10 protein-coding genes and 1 pseudogene are annotated in these 17,516 nt (G+C 64.4%); 8 read left to right on the forward strand and 3 right to left on the reverse strand.

Annotated features, from left to right (window positions below):
* Positions 1 to 39 precede the first annotated feature (39 nt).
* Positions 40 to 1,607, forward strand: a protein-coding gene (locus LT988_RS15040; RefSeq protein ID WP_408648008.1) for an IS3 family transposase whose coding sequence is annotated in 2 segments (ribosomal slippage) — positions 40 to 487 and positions 487 to 1,607 — 1,569 coding nt in all. Because the reading frame shifts where the segments join, the coding sequence is not laid out codon by codon here.
* A gap of 452 nt (positions 1,608 to 2,059) precedes the next feature.
* Here LT988_RS15040 and LT988_RS15045 read toward each other — a convergent pair.
* The gene (locus tag LT988_RS15045) at positions 2,060 to 2,554 is read right to left on the reverse strand and encodes an anthrone oxygenase family protein (RefSeq protein WP_232406365.1); all 495 of its coding nucleotides are present in this window, start codon (positions 2,552 to 2,554) and stop codon (positions 2,060 to 2,062) included.
* A 91-nt stretch (positions 2,555 to 2,645) separates the two neighbouring features.
* Positions 2,646 to 3,500, reverse strand: a complete 855-nt coding sequence (locus LT988_RS15050; protein ID WP_232406366.1) for an NmrA family NAD(P)-binding protein — start codon at positions 3,498 to 3,500, stop codon at positions 2,646 to 2,648.
* Between the two features lie 172 nt (positions 3,501 to 3,672).
* Here LT988_RS15050 and LT988_RS15055 point away from each other — a divergent pair, with 172 nt between their 5' ends.
* A complete protein-coding gene (locus tag LT988_RS15055; RefSeq protein ID WP_232406367.1) occupies positions 3,673 to 4,692 on the forward strand; it encodes an AraC family transcriptional regulator in 1,020 nt (339 codons plus the stop codon).
* A 527-nt stretch (positions 4,693 to 5,219) separates the two neighbouring features.
* Here the strand turns inward: LT988_RS15055 and LT988_RS15060 are convergent.
* Positions 5,220 to 5,930 carry a Crp/Fnr family transcriptional regulator gene (locus LT988_RS15060; RefSeq protein WP_232406368.1) on the reverse strand — a complete coding sequence of 237 codons (711 nt, stop codon included), beginning with the start codon at positions 5,928 to 5,930 and terminating at the stop codon, positions 5,220 to 5,222.
* A gap of 390 nt (positions 5,931 to 6,320) precedes the next feature.
* On the opposite strand from LT988_RS15060, the gene LT988_RS15065 reads away from it, so the two are divergent.
* The 6 genes and pseudogenes from LT988_RS15065 (at position 6,321) to LT988_RS15090 (ending at position 17,483) form a co-directional block, all read left to right on the forward strand.
* Positions 6,321 to 6,509 carry a Thivi_2564 family membrane protein gene (locus tag LT988_RS15065; RefSeq protein ID WP_007192470.1) on the forward strand — a complete coding sequence of 63 codons (189 nt, stop codon included), beginning with the start codon at positions 6,321 to 6,323 and terminating at the stop codon, positions 6,507 to 6,509.
* Positions 6,510 to 6,549: 40 nt separating this feature from the next.
* On the forward strand, positions 6,550 to 6,768 hold the full coding sequence (locus LT988_RS15070; RefSeq protein ID WP_232406369.1) for a hypothetical protein: 219 nt from the start codon (positions 6,550 to 6,552) through the stop codon (positions 6,766 to 6,768).
* A 105-nt stretch (positions 6,769 to 6,873) separates the two neighbouring features.
* Positions 6,874 to 7,461 carry a carboxypeptidase-like regulatory domain-containing protein gene (locus tag LT988_RS15075; protein ID WP_232406370.1) on the forward strand — a complete coding sequence of 196 codons (588 nt, stop codon included), beginning with the start codon at positions 6,874 to 6,876 and terminating at the stop codon, positions 7,459 to 7,461.
* Positions 7,462 to 7,901: 440 nt separating this feature from the next.
* On the forward strand, positions 7,902 to 8,159 hold the full coding sequence (locus tag LT988_RS15080) for a sll1863 family stress response protein (RefSeq protein WP_232406371.1): 258 nt from the start codon (positions 7,902 to 7,904) through the stop codon (positions 8,157 to 8,159).
* 232 nt (positions 8,160 to 8,391) lie between these two features.
* Positions 8,392 to 17,108: pseudogene (locus LT988_RS15085) on the forward strand (GH36-type glycosyl hydrolase domain-containing protein).
* 117 nt (positions 17,109 to 17,225) lie between these two features.
* Positions 17,226 to 17,483, forward strand: a complete 258-nt coding sequence (locus tag LT988_RS15090; RefSeq protein WP_232406372.1) for a hypothetical protein — start codon at positions 17,226 to 17,228, stop codon at positions 17,481 to 17,483.
* Positions 17,484 to 17,516: the final 33 nt, after the last annotated feature.

Raw genomic sequence — 17,516 nt, forward strand, 5'->3', positions numbered from 1 at the left:
CGCGACGCAAGCGCCCCGAGGCATGACAAGGCGACCGACATGACGACCTATTCGAGTGAGCTGAAAGACAGCATCCTGACGAAGCTGCTGCCGCCCAACAACGTCGGCGTGCCGCAGTTGGCCGCGCAAACCGGCATCCCGCGCGACACCCTCTACGGCTGGCGGCGCGAGGCGCTGGGTCGGGCCCGTCGACCGCGGGCATCGACGGTGCCTGACGCAACGCTCGACAGCGAGGAGAAGTTTGCCGTGGTGGTGGAGACCGCCACCCTCAACGAGTTGGAGCTGGGCGCGTACTGTCGACGCAAGGGCCTGTTCGCCGAGCAGATCAGCGCGTGGCGCACGACCTGCCAGCACGCCAATGCGCCCTTGGCGAGCAAGACCGAGCGGGCCGAGCGGCGCGCCGAGCAGGCGGAGATCCTGCGCCTGGGTCGGGAGTTGCAGCGCAAGGACCGGGCCTTGGCCGAAGCCGCCACGTTGCTGGTACTCCAAAAAAAAGTCCGGGCGATCTGGGAGGAGCCAGAGGACGCTCGCTCACCTATGAGCGGCGCGTACAAGTGAGCGAGTACATCGAGCAAGCCTGTGCCGAGGGCGCCCGCCTGAGTCGCGCCTGCGCCGCCGTGGGGCTGTCCGAGCGCACCCTGCAGCGCTGGCGTCGCGACGGCGCGATCGGCGGCGATGGGCGCACGCGCGAGCACCGGACCGAAGGCGCCGTGCGCACCCCGGCCAATCGGCTCTCGCCCCGCGAGCGGCAAGCCGTCCTCACAGCCGCCAACGCGCCCCGGTTCGCGAGTTTGAGTCCGCATCAGATCGTCCCGGCGCTGGCCGACGAGGGCTGCTACCTGGCCTCCGAGTCGACCTTCTACCGCGTGCTGCGCGACGCCGGGCAACTCGCCCGCCGCGGTCGCGTCAAGGCGCCGGCACGCCTGCGTCCGCAGCCGTTGGAGGCGACCGGGCCGAATCAGGTCTGGAGCTGGGACATCACCTACCTGGCCAGTACCGTGCAGGGGATGTTCTTCTATCTGTACCTGATCATGGATGTCTACAGCCGCAAGATCGTCGGCTGGGAGGTCTACCCGCAGGAGTCCGCCGCGCACGCCGCCGGCGTCTTCCAGAAGGCCTACCTGCGTGAAGGCGTGCACCCAGGCACACTGGTCCTGCACTCGGACAACGGCTCGCCGATGAAAGGCGCCACCATGCTGGTGATGCTCCAACGCCTCGGGGTCGTGCCGTCCTTCAGTCGCCCGGCCGTGAGCAACGACAACCCCTACTCGGAGTCGCTGTTCAACACCGTCAAGGGTCGCCCGGACTTCCCCTCCGATCCCTTCGACGGCGTCGAGGCGGCACGCCGCTGGATGACGACATTCACCGCCTGGTACAACACCATCCACCTGCACAGCGCGCTGAAGTTCGTCACCCCGGCACAGCGCCATCGCGGCGAGGATGTCGACCTGCTGGCACGGCGCGACGCGCTCTATCAAGCCGCCAGAGACGACAACCCGACGCGCTGGTCCGGACCCACCCGCAATTGGACGCCGCCCGCTTCGGTCTTGCTCAACCCGGGAAAACCCCCTCGTGAACAGGAGAAGGCCGACACGAACATGACATGATTGATGCGACAACTACCTTGACACTTACCGCCTCCTGACAAGTGGGCCGACCACTTCAGGACGTCGCAGCGATTATGTCGAGGATTCAATGCCCATCTTGCCCGCCAAGCCGCACCTTGCCTCACTCGGCACGCGCTTCACGATCTAAACTCCGCATAATCGCGAGCTTTGCATAAGCGTCCGAAGCGGTCGCTCAGGTCGAGGCGCCGAGCGGCAGGTCTGGGTCGCTTACCGCCACAAGCGGCTCCTCAAAAGCAGCGCTAAATGCCGCCAAACGACCGATCGATGATTGGGCAATCTGGGAAGCAGGGTGTTTATGTTCGCGATGCCCTCGGATTGCCTTACCGCAAAAGAACGAAGAGCGCGCGCCCAGGGGGTGAATCGGAGTGTCGAGCAGCGCAGCTTCGCGCCAGTGCATGCCCGAGCGTCCCGTGAGCGCCGGGCGAGTCAGGTTAAAGCCACAGCAAGACGAACATCAATGCCACACTGATCAGCGATGCGATGACGGTTCTGATCGCGTTCCATCTGACCCAGCGGGCTTCGAAGTCGCGCCGGGCTGGTGCCAGCGCATCCTCATCCATCGCGTCGACATCCAGCCTTTGAAGCGCGTTGTTCAGCGGCACATTGATTCTGAACGTCGGCACCTGCACGCCTACGACGTAGATGAGCGCGCTGCCGACAAGGAGAACCCGCTCGATGCCGTCAAGTTGCAGGGCTCCCATCACCGCCGACAGCAGCAGCGCCACCGTAGAGCCTATCCAGACCAGGCCGAAGACGGGCTGGCCGGCCTGGATGACGCCGTCGATCACCTGAAACCCTCGGATAAATGCTCGATCGCCCAGCTTTCCGAGCCCGGGCATCACCACGGTTGCGAAGGCGAAGGCGAAACCTGCTGTCAAGGCACAGAATAACGTCGCCAGGATCAAGATAAGTTCCAGTACAGTCATGATGCACGCTCCGATCTGATGTGGCTTGAGGTTTGGGAAACATTCGGGCTTTGCACCGTTGCAACGCCCGCCCTGCCATCACGCCCCGGTATCACGCCGCGGCGTTCCAGGTCTCGGTTGCGGCGATCTCTCTGGCGTAGTCGGCGAAGTCCTTCGGCTCCCGACCGAGGGCACGTTGCACACCGTCTGTCAGGTAGGCATTGCGCCCGTCCAATACCGTCGCGAACAGATAGTCGAGCATCCACAACACATCCTGTGGTGCACCAGAATCGGCGACGCCTTGTACAAAGGCGTCGTGCGTTACCGGCCTGTACTGGATCGTCCGACCGGTCGCCTTCGAGAGCTCTTCGGCGACCTCGGCCAGGGTCAGCATCCGTGGCCCTGTCAGTTCATAGAGCTCGCCGGCGTGACCTGGCTGGGTCAAGGCCACAACCGCAACCTCTGCAATGTCATCGACATCCACAAAGGGCTCCGGCGTTGACACGTCGGGCAGGGTGATCTGCCCGGCCCGCACCATGTCGATAAACGTCCCTTCCGAGAAGTTCTGGTTGAACCAGCTCGCGCGAACGATGGTCCAGTCAATGCCACTGTGCTGGATAATCGCCTCGCAGGCTTGGGCTTCCGCTTCGCCACGACCCGATAGCAGCACCAGGTGCTTCACATCAGCCGATCGTGCCCGGCGGACCAGTTCGCTGATCGCGTCGGTCGCGCCAGGCATCGCCAGATCGGGTGCATAGTTGATGTAGATCTTGGTCACTCCCTCGAGACATTCATCCCAGTTAGCGGCATTGTTCCAGTCAAAGGAGGGCGAGGCCGATCGCGAGCCTAGCCGCACGGGGACGCCCAGGTTCTTCAGTGAAGGAACGATACGGCGACCTGTTTTGCCGGTGGCGCCCAGGACGAGGACGAGGTCATTGCTGTTGGCGCTGTCGGTTTGCGTGTTCATATGGTTGCTCCCAGAGGTTGGCGGACGTGCGAGCACATGATCGTGAGCCCGCGGGTTTCGTTCTTTGCCGGTGCTGCCAACGTTTTGGCCAAGTGCGCCAAGTCGGATTTTGAGCCGTCTGTTCTGAAGCGTCAGACACGAACCTGTTGTCTCTCTTCGCCCGGGTATTCGAATGAGCCAGCTCACCGCTCTCTATGTCTATAAAGTCGTCGGCCAGGCGAGCCCCGGTGTTGACACCGCGGACCTTGTCGAACAGCTCGGCCTTGACCCGGAGGGGTCGATCGATCCGACCCGCATGGTGTCGTCGGCTGCGTACTACGACTTCTTTGCCGTACTGGCCGACCGCGATCCCAATGGTCTCTCGCTCCCGCTCCGAATCGGTGCGGCGATGCGCAGCGACGAGTACGGTGCCTTTGGTCTCGCCTGGAAATCGGCGCCAACGCTGCGTGGCTCCTTCGCGAGATCAGAGCGGTATGGCCATGTCCTTGGCGCTGCAGAGACCTACTCGCTTGAGCGCACCTGCGACGGTTTGTTTTTCAACCTTGAAAAGGCTGGCGATGGCCGGATAGGCATGCTGCTGTCGAACGAGGCGAGCCTGTCGGCCGTCGACACGATCAGCAGAGAGGTGAGCACTAGGGCCTTCGTGCCGCTGGCAGTCCATTTCAAGCATGCACCGAGAGGCGATGTCTCGGTTTATGAATCACATTTCGGCTGTCCGGTTCACTTCGAATCCGGGCGCGATGCGCTCTTGGTCAGTGATGAGAGTATCGATGCGCCAAATCGACTCGGTGACGAGACGATTGTTGGATTCTTTGATCGTCATCTCGAGCAGCAACTGGCGTCGCTGACACAAGAGGTTCACCTCGAACTTCGCGTACGGCGCGCCGTTGCGGCCGTACTCAGTGAAGGTGTGCCCACGGTGTCGTCCATCGCCTCAGAGCTCGCGGTGAGTGCCCGAACGCTGCAGAGACGACTCTCTGAGCAGGGACATTCGTTTCAGAGCGTGGTCGACATGGCTCGAAAGGATCTTGCCCAAAGATTGCTTGCTGAAACTGACTACAGTCTTGCCGAAGTCGCATTCCTGACGGGTTTCGCCGAGCAAAGCGGCTTCACAAGGGCATTCAAGCGCTGGGCAGGCCAGACGCCTCGCTCCTATCGGTTGGGCGCCCGCACGCCGCCTGCGGGGACCTGAAGCCTGAGGAGTATCCGGCGAGGGGAACGAGCGGCCGAGATCTCCAATGATGTGTCGAGCAAACCAGGGGATACTTCGACGCTGTAGAACCAACCGCTTGGTCCAAAAAGCACTCAGCTCGTCGCGATGGGTGCGACCTGAACGGGCGTTGACGCGGGACTGTCCGCCGCGGAAGTGTTCAGCACCATTGCGCACTGATTACTCTCATCAACGCGCCACGGCGGGAACCCTGAATTCAGTCTCGCCGCCGTTCGGCTCGGGTTGCGGTTAGCGTTATGGCCGGTTTGGGGCAAGAACGGACCCTTCCGCCGCCTCTCGGCCGGTGCCGCAGTGCGGAAAGATCGGCGGGAGTCAGGTGAGCGAATCTTAGAAATCTGTGACGAGATAATTTTGGAAACAACAACCGTTCCTAACGCTAAACCGAGTCTGGTGCGACACACGTCGGCATCCGCTCGGTTCCCGTGACACCCTGCCGGTTCAACCGCCCGCGCGCGACTCCGGATCGCGCGCGGGTGACCTATCGTCTCTCAGCCCATGAATCGCTCGTACAGGGCTTCCGACTCCCCGTAACACCCGCAGGCTGCTGCTTTCAGGCCGGCTCGATCGAGAACGCGGATGTCGCCGCGGCTGTAGTGAATGAGATTGCGCTGTTGCAGCGCCGTCGCGGCCTTGGTGACACCGACCCGGCGCACCCCGAGTAGAAGGGCCAGGAACTCGTGGGTGGCATGGAAGTGATCCGAATGCGCCCGGTCCTGAGTCATCAGCAACCAGCGGGCGAGACGCGCTTCCAGCACATGGAACCGGGTGCAGGCAACCATCTGCTCGACCTGGTTCGTCACCACGAAGAGATAGCGGTTCAGCGTGATTTGCAGCGCCGTGCTCTTTCTGAGTGCTTCGGGAAACCGCTCCGCGGTCATGCGCCAAGCGGGACCCGCGCCGCGGACAACGGTGCGCAGCAGCGTCACGTCGATCCCCAAGACCAGCGGTGTCCCGACCATTCCCTCCCTGCCGACCAGTCTGACCTCCAGACCGGCGTGATCGATCGGTCGCGTCACCAGCGAAAAGTAGCAATCGGTGGGGAAGTAGACGTGGCGGATCTGCTCGCCGGGTTCGTTGATCACCTCGTCGCGCGCAAGCTCGACCGACTCGCAGCGTTTCAGCACCTGCCGATGATCCTCGTCCGGCAGCGAGGCGAGAAGACGATTGTCGAACAGAGTGGAATTCTTCTCGGGTTGCACGGGCGGTCTCCTCTTAGGCCGGTTGGAGCGGAAACACTCGGCAAGCGCGGCGCGTTGCCGTGGGACACTGGGGGCGAAGGTTTGCCGTCCAGCGCCAAGCCATGATCCCGATGGGTCGCTGAACCCCGTCTCGGCCTGCGGGGCTCCGTCAGCTTTCGAGCTTTAGCATTTACGTCAAAAAGCGCCCGTATTCAGTGCGCCAACAAACATAGCGCGTCGATCGGCCCCGTTATGTGCGATGGCGTACAGACCGGGTCGGCAACGCGTGTCAACCTGTCTTCCATCCTGTATGACCCTCCTCGACCGTGAGCAGAGGGGCGCCGTGAAAACCGGCCGGTTCGCGACGGTACCACGTCCCGAGGGCTTCTTAACCATCATGGGAGAATAGACATGAATTTAATCAACTTGGTCGTCGTTTTGGTCGTCATCGGGGTCATCCTGTGGCTGATCAACAATTACATTCCGATGGATGGAACCATCAAGAAGATCCTGAATGTGGTGGTCGTGATCTTCGTGGTGCTTTGGCTGCTGTCCGCTTTCGGGCTCCTCGGCTCCATGTCCGGAATACGCATCGGCTAATCGTGCGGACAGCGAACGCATATCCAGAGCGGGAGATGAGATGAACGCACTCAAGACGGTCGGTGTCGTGCTGATAATCGGCGGTGGTCTGGGATTGGCCTATGGCGGATTCAGCTATACGAAGGAGACCACGCAGGCCCAACTGGGTCCGCTGGAGTTGACGGTTCAGGACCGCGAGACGGTCAATATCCCGATTTGGGCCGGCGTGGCCTCGATCGTGGCCGGCGCAGCGCTATTGCTTGTGCCGAGAAACACTTGAGGTTCATCCCTCGGAAGGCCGGAATCTCGGTCTCCCGTCCGGTGCAATGCAATCTCCGGAAAGCGTGTTTCCGGCCCTTTTACGTCGGCAAACGAGCCCTTTAACATGACCAACAGAAATGTGCAGTTCCTGACGGCGATGGTGTTGATGCTCGGCGGGGCTGCGGTGCAGTCCGCCGAACCGGTCCAATCGGGCAACAGCGAGACGCCGACTTCCGGTGCCCGGGACGTGCAGCTCGCGGAGGCGCCCGCGGAGTATGGGATTCGGCCGGCCGAGGCCCTGGGCTCGCCGACGTCGCCGGATGCCGCTGCACAAGGCCGGGAGTCGTCGGGGGAGAGCGCATCGGAGATCAGAACCGACGGCGATGTTCGCTACGTCTCGGGCGGCATCGGTGTGAGTGAGCGAACCGAGCTCGAAGCCCTGTCCAGTCAGTTCAACCTGCGCCTGCTCTTCGCGACGGAGGGCAGCGGCGAATATCTCTCCTCGGTCCAAGTGAACATTCTGGATGCACAAGGGGGGGCGGTCTTGAGCGCCCAATCGAAAGGCCCTTGGTTCCTCGCCCAACTGCCGGCGGGCGACTACAGCCTTGAGGTCACCCCGAGCGGGGTGCGCGGTCAGGACGAGACTCAGCGCAAGACCTTCAAGGCGGATGGTTCCGGCCAAACGCGTTTGGACTTCTACTGGAAGAAGTAGGCGCGGCGAGCTCGACGGCCAAGGGAATGGCCAGCGGATACTTGAATTCCGGCGTTTCGCCGGGTTGACGATCAGGAACAGGAGCAAGAACCCATGCTGACGAAAGACGAATTTATTTCGATATCCAAGGTTAAAACCCCCGCCTTTCAGGCGGGCAGATTTCATCCAGGCTGTTTGCGGGCCATCGGTAACAGCGACGTCGGCCACCGTTAAGGACCGGTCTCGGTCTGATGGACCGCCGACATGGTCGGGCATGCCTCCGGTTCGGCTGGCCGTGTGGTTGTTGTGGCAGTCGTCCGGCCAGAACTCACCCTCGCAGGGAGGTGTAGAGGATTGCTCGAAGTGCCAGCCCTCGACGCGTCGTTCAGTCGACGCGTATCCGGACTTTCAGTCCGTGAGGCAAACCCACCGGCTTTAGCCGGTGGTTGTTTAGTGCAGACATGAAGACGCGGATCGACGCCTGGAATGCCGAAATCGACGTGTTTCAGGAAAAGGCGCACGACATCAAGGAAGAGGCCAAGGTGAAATACGAGGAGCAGCTCGTGTCGTTACGCGCTGCGCGTGTGGAAGGCGAAAAGCGGCTGGAGGAGATGCAGGCCGCTACGGAAAGCAACTGGGAGCAGCTCAAATTGGAAACCGAGCGGGCTTGGGATGCCTTCAAGGACTCCTTCAATACGTTCAAGTCGCATTATAAGTAAAACGTCAGTCCATCGCGTTGCATGAAACGCAACCGTAGGGTGGACCGGCGCAGCGCAGTCCACCAGTCAGTCCACCAGTGTCGGTGCATGGCTCGGTGGACTGCGCTGCGCTTGTCCACCCTACAGCGGTTGTCCACCCTGGCCGGTTGGATGAACAGGCCGTCGAGCGTGACCTTCGTCCGCGGAGGATGGCCTCTCCGCGTCGGAGATCGCACGTTTGAAGGAGAGTCATTTGGCGATTCGCGACACCCTGCTCCAATTCAGGAGATGGCTTCCCGGTAGGGGTTTGACCAAGGCGTCTGTCGGCGACGAGCCGCCGTTGCGCTCGGAGCTCTTCAGCGCCGTTCAGATGGAAGAGCACGGCAAGCGCCTCGCCGATGCGCATACCTTGATGCCCGGACATCCACCGGACCGTCTGCTCGCTCGCCTGACCGAGAACGAAACCATCCTGATCGGTGTCTGCCCATTGCTCATGGCCGCCGTCACGGAGAACCGCCGGATCGCGCCGGCCGGTGAATGGCTGCTCGACAACTTCTATCTGATCGAAGATCAGATCCGCACCGCCAAGCGACATCTCCCGAAGGGCTACAGCCGCCAACTGCCGCGCCTGCTTCACGGGCCGTCCGCCGGACTGCCGCGCGTCTATGACCTCGCGCTCGAGATCATCGCCCATGGCGACGGTCGGGTCGACCCGGAGAACCTCAACCGTTTCGTCGCGGCCTATCAGACGGTCACCACCCTGCGGCTGGGCGAATTGTGGGCCATCCCGATCATGCTGCGACTGGCGCTGATCGAGAATCTGCGCCGCGTTGCGGTCCTCATCGCGGCCAGCCGGACGGACCAGAACCTGGCCGATGTCTGGGCCGATCGGATGATGGCGATGGTCGAGCAGGATCCGAAGAATCTGATCCTGGTGATCGCCGACATGGCGCGCTCGAACCCGCCGCTGTCGAGCGCCTTTGTCGCGGAGTTGGCGCGCCGACTACAGGGCCAGAGCTCCGCCTTGGCGCTACCGCTGACCTGGATCGAGCAGCAGTTGGCCGAGTCGGGTCTGAGGATCGAACAGCGGGTGCAGTCGGAGAACCAGCAACAGGCCGCCGACCAAGTCTCCATCGGCAACAGCATCGGCAGTCTGCGTTTCCTCGGGGCGACGGATTGGCGCGAATTCGTGGAAACCATGAGCCTGGTCGAGCAGACCTTGCGCGGCGATCCGGGCGGGATTTACGGCCGGATGGACTTTGCCACCCGCGATCGTTACCGGCACGTCGTGGAGAAGGTCGCGAAGAACAGCGCCCTGTCCGAGGCGGAGGTGGCTCTCCAGGCGGTCGAGCTGGCACGCGAAGGCGCGGTCGCGAACGATGGCGCCGAGCGTGCGGCGCACGTTGGGTTCTATCTGATCGATCGCGGATTGCCGCGGCTGGAGCGCCGGGCGCGGGCCTGCCTCTGCACCCTGGAATCGCTGCAACGGCGGGGTCGGCGGTTTCCCTTGTTCCTCTATTTGGGTGCGATCTTCCTGTTGACGGCGCTCTTCACCGGCGGGCTTCTGGCGCTCTCCGATAGCCTGCCGGATTGGCTGCTCCTGCTCCTCGCGGTGCCTGTCGTGCTGGGCACCAGTCAGCTCGGTGTGGCGCTGGTGAACTGGCTGGCCACCTTGTTCGCGACACCCTATCCGCTGCCGCGCCTGGATTTTTCACTGGGCATTCCGACTGAATCGCGCACCCTGGTGGTGACCCCGACCCTGCTCACCGGCGCGGCGGGCATCGAGGCGTTGCTCGAAGGGCTGGAGGTGCGGTTCCTGGCGAATCGGGACGACCGCCTGCACTTTGGGCTCTTAACCGATTTTCGCGATGCGCCGGAGCAGACGCAGCCCGAAGACGAGACGCTCGTCCGGCTTGCCGTCGAAGGGATCGAGGCCCTGAACGCGAAATACCCGCGCGACGGTGGCGATGGCTTTTTCCTCTTCCACCGCCCGCGCCGCTGGAATCCGCAAGAGCGGATCTGGATGGGTTACGAGCGCAAACGCGGCAAGCTCGCCGATTTGAACGCACTGTTGCGCGGCGGGGACGCCGATCGCTTCGCAACGATCGTGGGCAAGACGAGGATCCTGCCGAGCGTGCGCTACGTCATTACCCTGGACACCGACACCCAACTCCCGCGCGATGCCGCACTGGAGCTGGTCGGTACCCTGGCACATCCGCTCAATCAGGCACGTTACGATCCCGACCGACAGGTGGTCTCCGAGGGCTACGGCATTCTGCAACCGCGCGTGGCCGTGAGTCTGCCCGGTGCCAATCGGTCGCGGTATGCGCGGCTGTACGGGGACGACGCCGGCATCGATCCCTATACCCATGCCGTTTCCGATGTCTACCAGGATTGGTTTCATGAAGGCTCCTTCATCGGCAAGGGCATCTACGATGTCGATGTCATCGAGCAGGCGCTGACGGGGCGTTTCCCCGAAAATCGCATCCTCAGCCATGACCTGCTGGAGGGCTGCCATGCCCGCTCCGGGTTGGTCTCCGATGTGCAGTTGTACGAAGACTATCCCGCCTGTTACAGCGCGGACGTGACCCGCCGCTACCGCTGGATGCGGGGCGACTGGCAAATCGCCCGCTGGCTCTCGCCGCGTGTTCCCGGTCTCGACGGCCGCCTGCGGCGGAACCCCCTCTCGGCGCTGTCGCGCTGGAAGCTGGCCGACAATCTGCGGCGCAGCCTCGTGCCGGCGGCCCTGACGCTCCTCTTCGTGCTGGGGTGGACGCTCACGGCAGCCCCCGGGCTCTGGACCTTGGCCGTGCTCGGGATTTCGTTGATCCCCTCGTTGCTGACCGCGCTCCTGAACGGCCTGCAGAAGCCGGGCGACGTGCGCTGGCCCGATCATCTTGCCGCCGCGCTCCGCACGGCGATCCGTCAGCTGGAGCAGGCGCTGTTCACCGTCGCCTGTCTTCCGTACGAGGGATACATCGGCCTGGATGCCATGGTCCGCACCCTCTGGCGGATGCGGGTCAGTCATCGACGACTGCTCGAATGGACCTCGTCGGGTGATCCGGAGCGCTCGCGCCGGGACCTCGTCGCCTTTCACGGGAGGATGTGGATCGCCCCCGCGCTGGCCCTGGTCACCGCGTCGGCGCTGGCCTGGCTCGATCCCGCCGTGTTGCTCGTCGCGGGACCGATCTTGTTGCTCTGGCTGGCCGCGCCCGCCATCGCCTGGTGGATCAGCCGCCCCTTGGCGCCTCGCGAGGCCCGTCTGACGGCCGAGCAAGTGCGCTTCCTCCGCACCCTGTCCCGCAAGACCTGGGCCTTCTTCGACCGCTTCGTCGGCCCGGAGGACCATTGGCTGCCGCCGGACAACTACCAGGAACATCCCGTGGCCGTGGTCGCGCATCGCACCTCGCCGACCAACATGGGCATGTCGCTGCTCGCGAATCTGGCCGCGTATGATTTCGGCTATCTGCCGGCGAGCGGATTGATCGAGCGCACGACCCGCGCGCTGGACACGATGGCCGGCATGGAGCGTTATCGCGGCCATTTCTTCAATTGGTACGACACCCAAACCCTCAAGCCGCTCGCCCCGCTCTATATCTCGTCGGTAGACAGCGGCAATCTCGCGGGTCATCTGCTGACCTTGCAGCCGGGTCTGCTTGCGCTGATCGACGCGCCCGTGCTCAACCCGCGCTGGCTGGACGGGATCGAGGACAGCTTCGGGATCCTGGCGGACGCGCTCGACGCCGGTCCCGAGTCGCATCGATACGGTGTCTCGCAGGCCGCGCTCGCGCCGTTTCAGCAGATCCTGGAGTCGGCCTCGCGCTCGCCCCCCGCCACGCTGGCGGCGGCATGCCGGTGTCTCGAGTCGCTGACGGCGGCGGCCGATGCCGCGGTGTCGGCGTTGGATGCGGACACCACGGGTGCCGCGAGCGACTGGGCCGGGGCCTTGGCCCGCCAATGCCGCGCCGTTTTGGATGATCTGCTGTTGCTCGTTCCCGCGCTGGCGACCCCGGTTGCGACTTTGGTTGAGACTCCGGTTCCGGTCGGCGCGGAAGGCTCGTATGCGTTGTCCCTGACGCTGCGTCAGCTCGCCGGGCTCGAGGCGGACCACAACGCCGGCGGTGCGGCGCGCGAGCGAATCGGCCGGCTCGAGTACCTGGCCATGCAAGCCGGCGAGCTGGCCCAAGCGGACTACGATTTCCTCTACGACCCGTCCCGGCATCTGTTGGCGATCGGCTTCAACGTGGCCGAGCGGCGGAAGGATGCGAGCTTCTACGACCTGCTGGCCTCGGAGGCGCGGTTGGGCAGTTTCGTGGCGATTGCGCAGGGCGATCTGCCGCAGGAGAGCTGGTTCGCCCTGGGGCGCCTGCTGACTGTTGCAGCCGGCGATTCGACGCTCCTGTCGTGGAGCGGCTCCATGTTCGAGTACCTCATGCCCTTGCTGGTGATGCCGACCTACGACAACACCCTGCTCGACCAGACCTATCGGACAGCGGTGGCTCGGCAGATCGAGTACGGGAAACTGCGCGGCGTGCCCTGGGGGTGTCCGAGTCCGGTTACAACACCGTCGATCTTCATCTGAACTATCAGTACCGTGCCTTCGGCGTGCCCGGTTTGGGGCTCAAACGCTGGCTGGCCGAGGATCTGGTGATTGCGCCCTATGCCTCCGCACTCGCGCTGATGGTGGCGCCCGAGGCGGCGTGCCGGAATCTCCAGCGGCTCGGTGCGAGCGGATTCGAAGGCCGTTACGGCTTTTACGAGGCGATCGACTACACGCCGTCCCGGTTGCCCCGCGGGCAAACAAGCGCGGTGGTGCGCTCCTTCATGGCCCATCACCAAGGCATGAGTTTCCTGTCGCTGGCGTACTTACTCCTGGACCGTCCGATGCAGCGGCGCTTCATGGCGGCACCGATGTTTCAGGCGACCGCCCTGCTGCTGCAGGAGCGCATCCCCAAGACACCCTCCTTCTATCTGCACGCGACCGGCGAGCCCACCGACATCCGCACCACCTCCAGCGGCCAGGAGGCGGAGATGCGCGTGTTCACCAGTCCCGACACGCCCATTCCCGAGGTGAAGCTGTTGTCGAACAGCCGCTACCATGTGATGGTCACCAACGCGGGCGGGGGCTACAGTCGCTGGAAGGATCTGGCCGTCACCCGCTGGCACGAAGACACCACCCGCGACCACTGGGGCACCTTCTGCTACGTGCGCGACCTGGCGAGCGGCGACTTCTGGTCGACCGCCTATCAGCCGACACTCAAACAGCCGGACAGCTACGAGGCGATCTTCTCGGAGGGTCGCGCCGAGTTTCGTCGCCGCGATCGGGGGATCGAGTCCTATACCGAGATCGCCGTCTCGCCGGAAGACGATATCGAGCTGCACCGGGTGCGCCTGACCAATCGCTCGCGCAGCCGTCGGGTCATCGAGATCACCAGCTACGCCGAGGTCGTGCTCGCCCCGCCCGCCGCGGATGCGTCGCATCCGGCCTTCAGCAACCTCTTCGTGCAGACCGAGCTGCTCGACCCGCAACCGGCGATCCTCTGCACCCGCCGGCCGCGCTCGCGGGAGGAGTCGACGCCCTGGATGTTCCACCTGATGGTGGTCCGTGGGGCCGAGTGCGGCACACCGTCCTACGAGACGGACCGGATGCGCTTTATCGGGCGCGACCGCAGCGCCGCCGATCCGCAGGCGATGCACGGGTACGAGACCCTGTCGGGCAGCGCCGGATCGGTGCTGGATCCCGTCGTCGTCATCCGCTACGCCATCACACTGGATCCGGATCAATCCGCGACCATCGATCGGGTCACCGGCATCGGCGAGGATCGCGAGGTCGCGGTGAGCCTCGTGGAGAAATACCGGGATCAGCGACTCGCCGATCGCGTCTTCGATCTGGCCTGGACCCACAGTCAGGTGGTGCTGCGCCAGATCAATGCCAGCCAGTCCGACGTGCAGCTCTACGGACGCCTGGCCAGCTCGATCCTCTACGCCAATGCCTCGCTGCGCGCCGAGCCGAGCGTGCTCGTGCAGAACCGGCGCGGGCAATCCGGGCTCTGGAGCCATGCGGTGTCCGGCGATGTGCCGATGGTGCTGGTGCAGATCGGCGACCCGGAGAATATCGAGCTGGTCCATCAATTGGTCCAGGCGCATGCCTATTGGCGCCTCAAGGGATTGACGGTGGATCTGGTGATCTGGAACGAGGATCGTGCCGGTTACCGCCAGCAGCTCCAGGATCAGATCCTGGGGCTGATCGCCGCGGGCGCCGAGGCGCACGTGATCGATCGGCCCGGCGGCATCTTCGTCCGCCCGGCGGACCAGATCTCCAACGAGGACCGCATCCTCTTCCAGACCGTGGCACGGGTCATCCTCAGCGATTCACGGGGCACCCTGGTCGAACAGCTCGGTCGGCGTGCTCCGCCGCAAGCGCTTGTCCCGCCCCTCCGCCCGACCCGCGGCCGTGTCGCCGAACGGAGTCCCGGTGTCGAGCCCGAATCCGCCGGTGAGGCCACGCAGGCCGGGCGTCCGCCGCTCCTCTTCGACAATGGCCTGGGCGGCTTCACCCCCGACGGGCGCGAGTACATCGTCACGACCCTGCCCGGCCGAAGGACGCCTGCACCCTGGGTCAACGTCCTGGCGAATCCGCACTTCGGGACGGTCGTCTCGGCGAGCGGCATGGCCTACACCTGGAGCGAGAACGCCCACGCCTTCCGCCTCACGCCCTGGCACAACGACCCGGTCGGCGATGCGAGCGGCGAGGCCTTCTATCTGCGCGACGAGGAGAGCGGTCACCTATGGTCGCCCGCGCCGCTGCCCGCGGGCGGTGCGTCGGAATACGTCAGTCGGCACGGCTTCGGCTACAGCGTCTTCGAGCACGTCGAGGACGGCATCGCCTCCGAGTTGTGGGTCTATGTCGCGGTGGACGCACCGATCAAGTTCTCGGTGCTCAAGCTGCGCAATCGTTCGGGTCAGGCCCGCCGGCTGTCCGCGACCGGCTATGTGGAATGGGTGCTCGGGGATCTGCGGCCCAAGTCGACCCTGCATGTCATCACCGAGATCGATCCGATCAGCGGCGCGCTCTTCGCGCGCAACCCCTACAACACCGAGTTCGCCGATCACCTCGCCTTTTTCGACGTGGACGATCCGACCCGGACCCTCAGCGGCGACCGGACTGAATTCATCGGGCGCAACGGGACCCTCGGCGCACCGGCCGCGCTGACGCGATCGCGGCTTTCCGGGAAGGTCGGCGCAGCGCTCGATCCCTGTGCCGCACTCCAAGTCATGGTCGATTTGGCCCCCGGGCAAACCCATGAGATCGTCTTCCGGCTGGGCGTGGTCGGTCGGCGCGGTGCCGACGATGCCGGTGCGCTCTTGCAGCGCTACCGCGGGGCGTCCGCCGCCCGATCCGTCCTGGAGGCGATACACGCGCATTGGACGCACACCCTGGGCGCCGTGCAGGTGGAGACCCCGGACGCCGCGCTCGACGTCCTGGCCAACGGCTGGCTCCTCTATCAAACCCTGGCCTGCCGGTTGTGGGCGCGCAGCGGTTACTACCAGTCCGGCGGGGCCTTCGGGTTCCGCGACCAGTTGCAGGACGCGATGGCGCTCGTCCATGCCGAGCCGTCACTGCTTCGCGAGCACCTGCTGCTCTGCGCCGGGCGCCAGTTTCCCGAAGGCGATGTCCAGCACTGGTGGCATCCGCCCTCCGGCCGCGGGGTGCGCACCCGGTGCTCCGACGATTATCTCTGGCTCCCGCTGGCGACCTGCCGCTATGTGCTGGCCACTGGCGACACCGGCGTCCTGGACGAAACGACCCGGTTCTTGGAGGGCCGCCTGGTCAGCGGGCAGGACGACTCCTATTACGATCTCCCCGCACAGTCCGAGGAATCGGCGAGTCTCTACCGGCACTGCGTGCGTGCCATCCTGCACGGTCTTCGGTTCGGCGAGCATGGACTGCCGCTGATGGGATCCGGCGACTGGAACGACGGGATGAACCTGGTCGGGATTCAGGGTCGAGGCGAAAGTATCTGGTTGGGCTGGTTCCTGTACGAGGTCTTGACGCAGTTCAGCGCCGTGGCGCGATTGCAGGGCGATGCGCCCTTCGTCGAGCGCTGCCTGACCGAGGCCGCCGAGCTGCGCAGCAACATCGAGGCGCACGGTTGGGATGGCGACTGGTATCGGCGCGCCTATTTCGATGACGGCACCCCGTTGGGCTCGGCGAGTCAGGACGAATGCCGGATCGATTCCATCGCCCAAAGCTGGTCGGTGCTGTCCGGGGCCGGCGATCGGCAGCGTTCACGCGCGGGGATGGCGGCGCTGGACGCGCGCCTGGTGCGCCGCGACGCCGGGTTGATCCAGCTGCTGGACCCGCCCTTCGACACCTCCGATCTGAATCCCGGTTATATCAAGGGGTACGTTCCCGGAGTGCGGGAGAACGGCGGCCAGTACACCCATGCGGCGATCTGGGCGACGATGGCGTTCGCGCGTTTGGGCGATGCGGCCAAGGCCTGGGAGCTCTTCTCCCTGATCAACCCGATCAACCACGGACGCTCGCCCGAGGACATCGCCATCTACAAGGTCGAGCCCTATGTGGTTGCAGCGGATGTCTACGGCGTCGCGCCGCATATCGGCCGCGGCGGCTGGAGCTGGTATACCGGCTCGGCGAGCTGGATGTATCGGCTGATCCTGGAATCGCTGTTGGGGCTGCGGCTGGACGTGGACACACTTCATCTTTCGCCCTGCCTCCCCGCCGATTGGGCCGGGTTCAAGCTGCGTTACCGTTATCGGGAGACGCTCTACCGGATTGCCGTGACTCAAACGGCAGAAGGCCCGAACGCGGCGCGGATGATATTGGACGGCGTCGAGCAACCGGGTCCGGCGATTCCATTGGTGGACGATCGCCGTGAACATGCCGTCGAGGTCAGGCTGTCACGTCGGCCCATCCGCCCGCCGGCGAGCGCGCCCGAGCGCTGTTGATCCGTCGGGCCGCTCCGATCGGCGTGGCGTCCGTGTTGATCCGTGCGGCCCGTCGCGGCATTCGCCGAGATTGGTCACGATCGAAAACAGGTTCAATTCGGAAGGAGGGCGACTGCGATGATGAGGTTATTACATCCCAACTTGATGAGTGGTCGTGGAAATATCCTGCCCAATCAATCCATGGCCGAATCGGTCGACGCCCCTGTCTCGCAGGTCACGGGTTTGATCCGCGAGCGCCGCAGAATCGCACTTGCATATCGACGCAGTCGGAGTGAAGTCGACCGCGATCACCTGGCGAGGATCGACCGCGAGCTGACCGCATTCAACATCGATATCCCGGCGATCCTGGAATCTGTCGCCCGACGCAAGACCTGAACCCTCCGTCCGATGGAGGGCACATTTGCCGGG

Origin of the sequence: Thiocapsa bogorovii (assembly GCF_021228795.1) — a bacterium.
Classification (GTDB): domain Bacteria; phylum Pseudomonadota; class Gammaproteobacteria; order Chromatiales; family Chromatiaceae; genus Thiocapsa; species Thiocapsa bogorovii.

Bases quoted from the DNA above. Each gene is read 5' to 3' on its own strand.
- LT988_RS15045 (WP_232406365.1), bottom strand. From the start codon at position 2,554: ATGACTGTACTGGAACTTATCTTGATCCTGGCGACGTTATTCTGTGCC.
- LT988_RS15050 (WP_232406366.1), bottom strand. From the start codon at position 3,500: ATGAACACGCAAACCGACAGCGCCAACAGCAATGACCTCGTCCTCGTC.
- LT988_RS15055 (WP_232406367.1), top strand. From the start codon at position 3,673: ATGAGCCAGCTCACCGCTCTCTATGTCTATAAAGTCGTCGGCCAGGCG.
- LT988_RS15065 (WP_007192470.1), top strand. From the start codon at position 6,321: ATGAATTTAATCAACTTGGTCGTCGTTTTGGTCGTCATCGGGGTCATC.
- LT988_RS15070 (WP_232406369.1), top strand. From the start codon at position 6,550: ATGAACGCACTCAAGACGGTCGGTGTCGTGCTGATAATCGGCGGTGGT.
- LT988_RS15075 (WP_232406370.1), top strand. From the start codon at position 6,874: ATGACCAACAGAAATGTGCAGTTCCTGACGGCGATGGTGTTGATGCTC.
- LT988_RS15080 (WP_232406371.1), top strand. From the start codon at position 7,902: ATGAAGACGCGGATCGACGCCTGGAATGCCGAAATCGACGTGTTTCAG.
- LT988_RS15090 (WP_232406372.1), top strand. From the start codon at position 17,226: ATGATGAGGTTATTACATCCCAACTTGATGAGTGGTCGTGGAAATATC.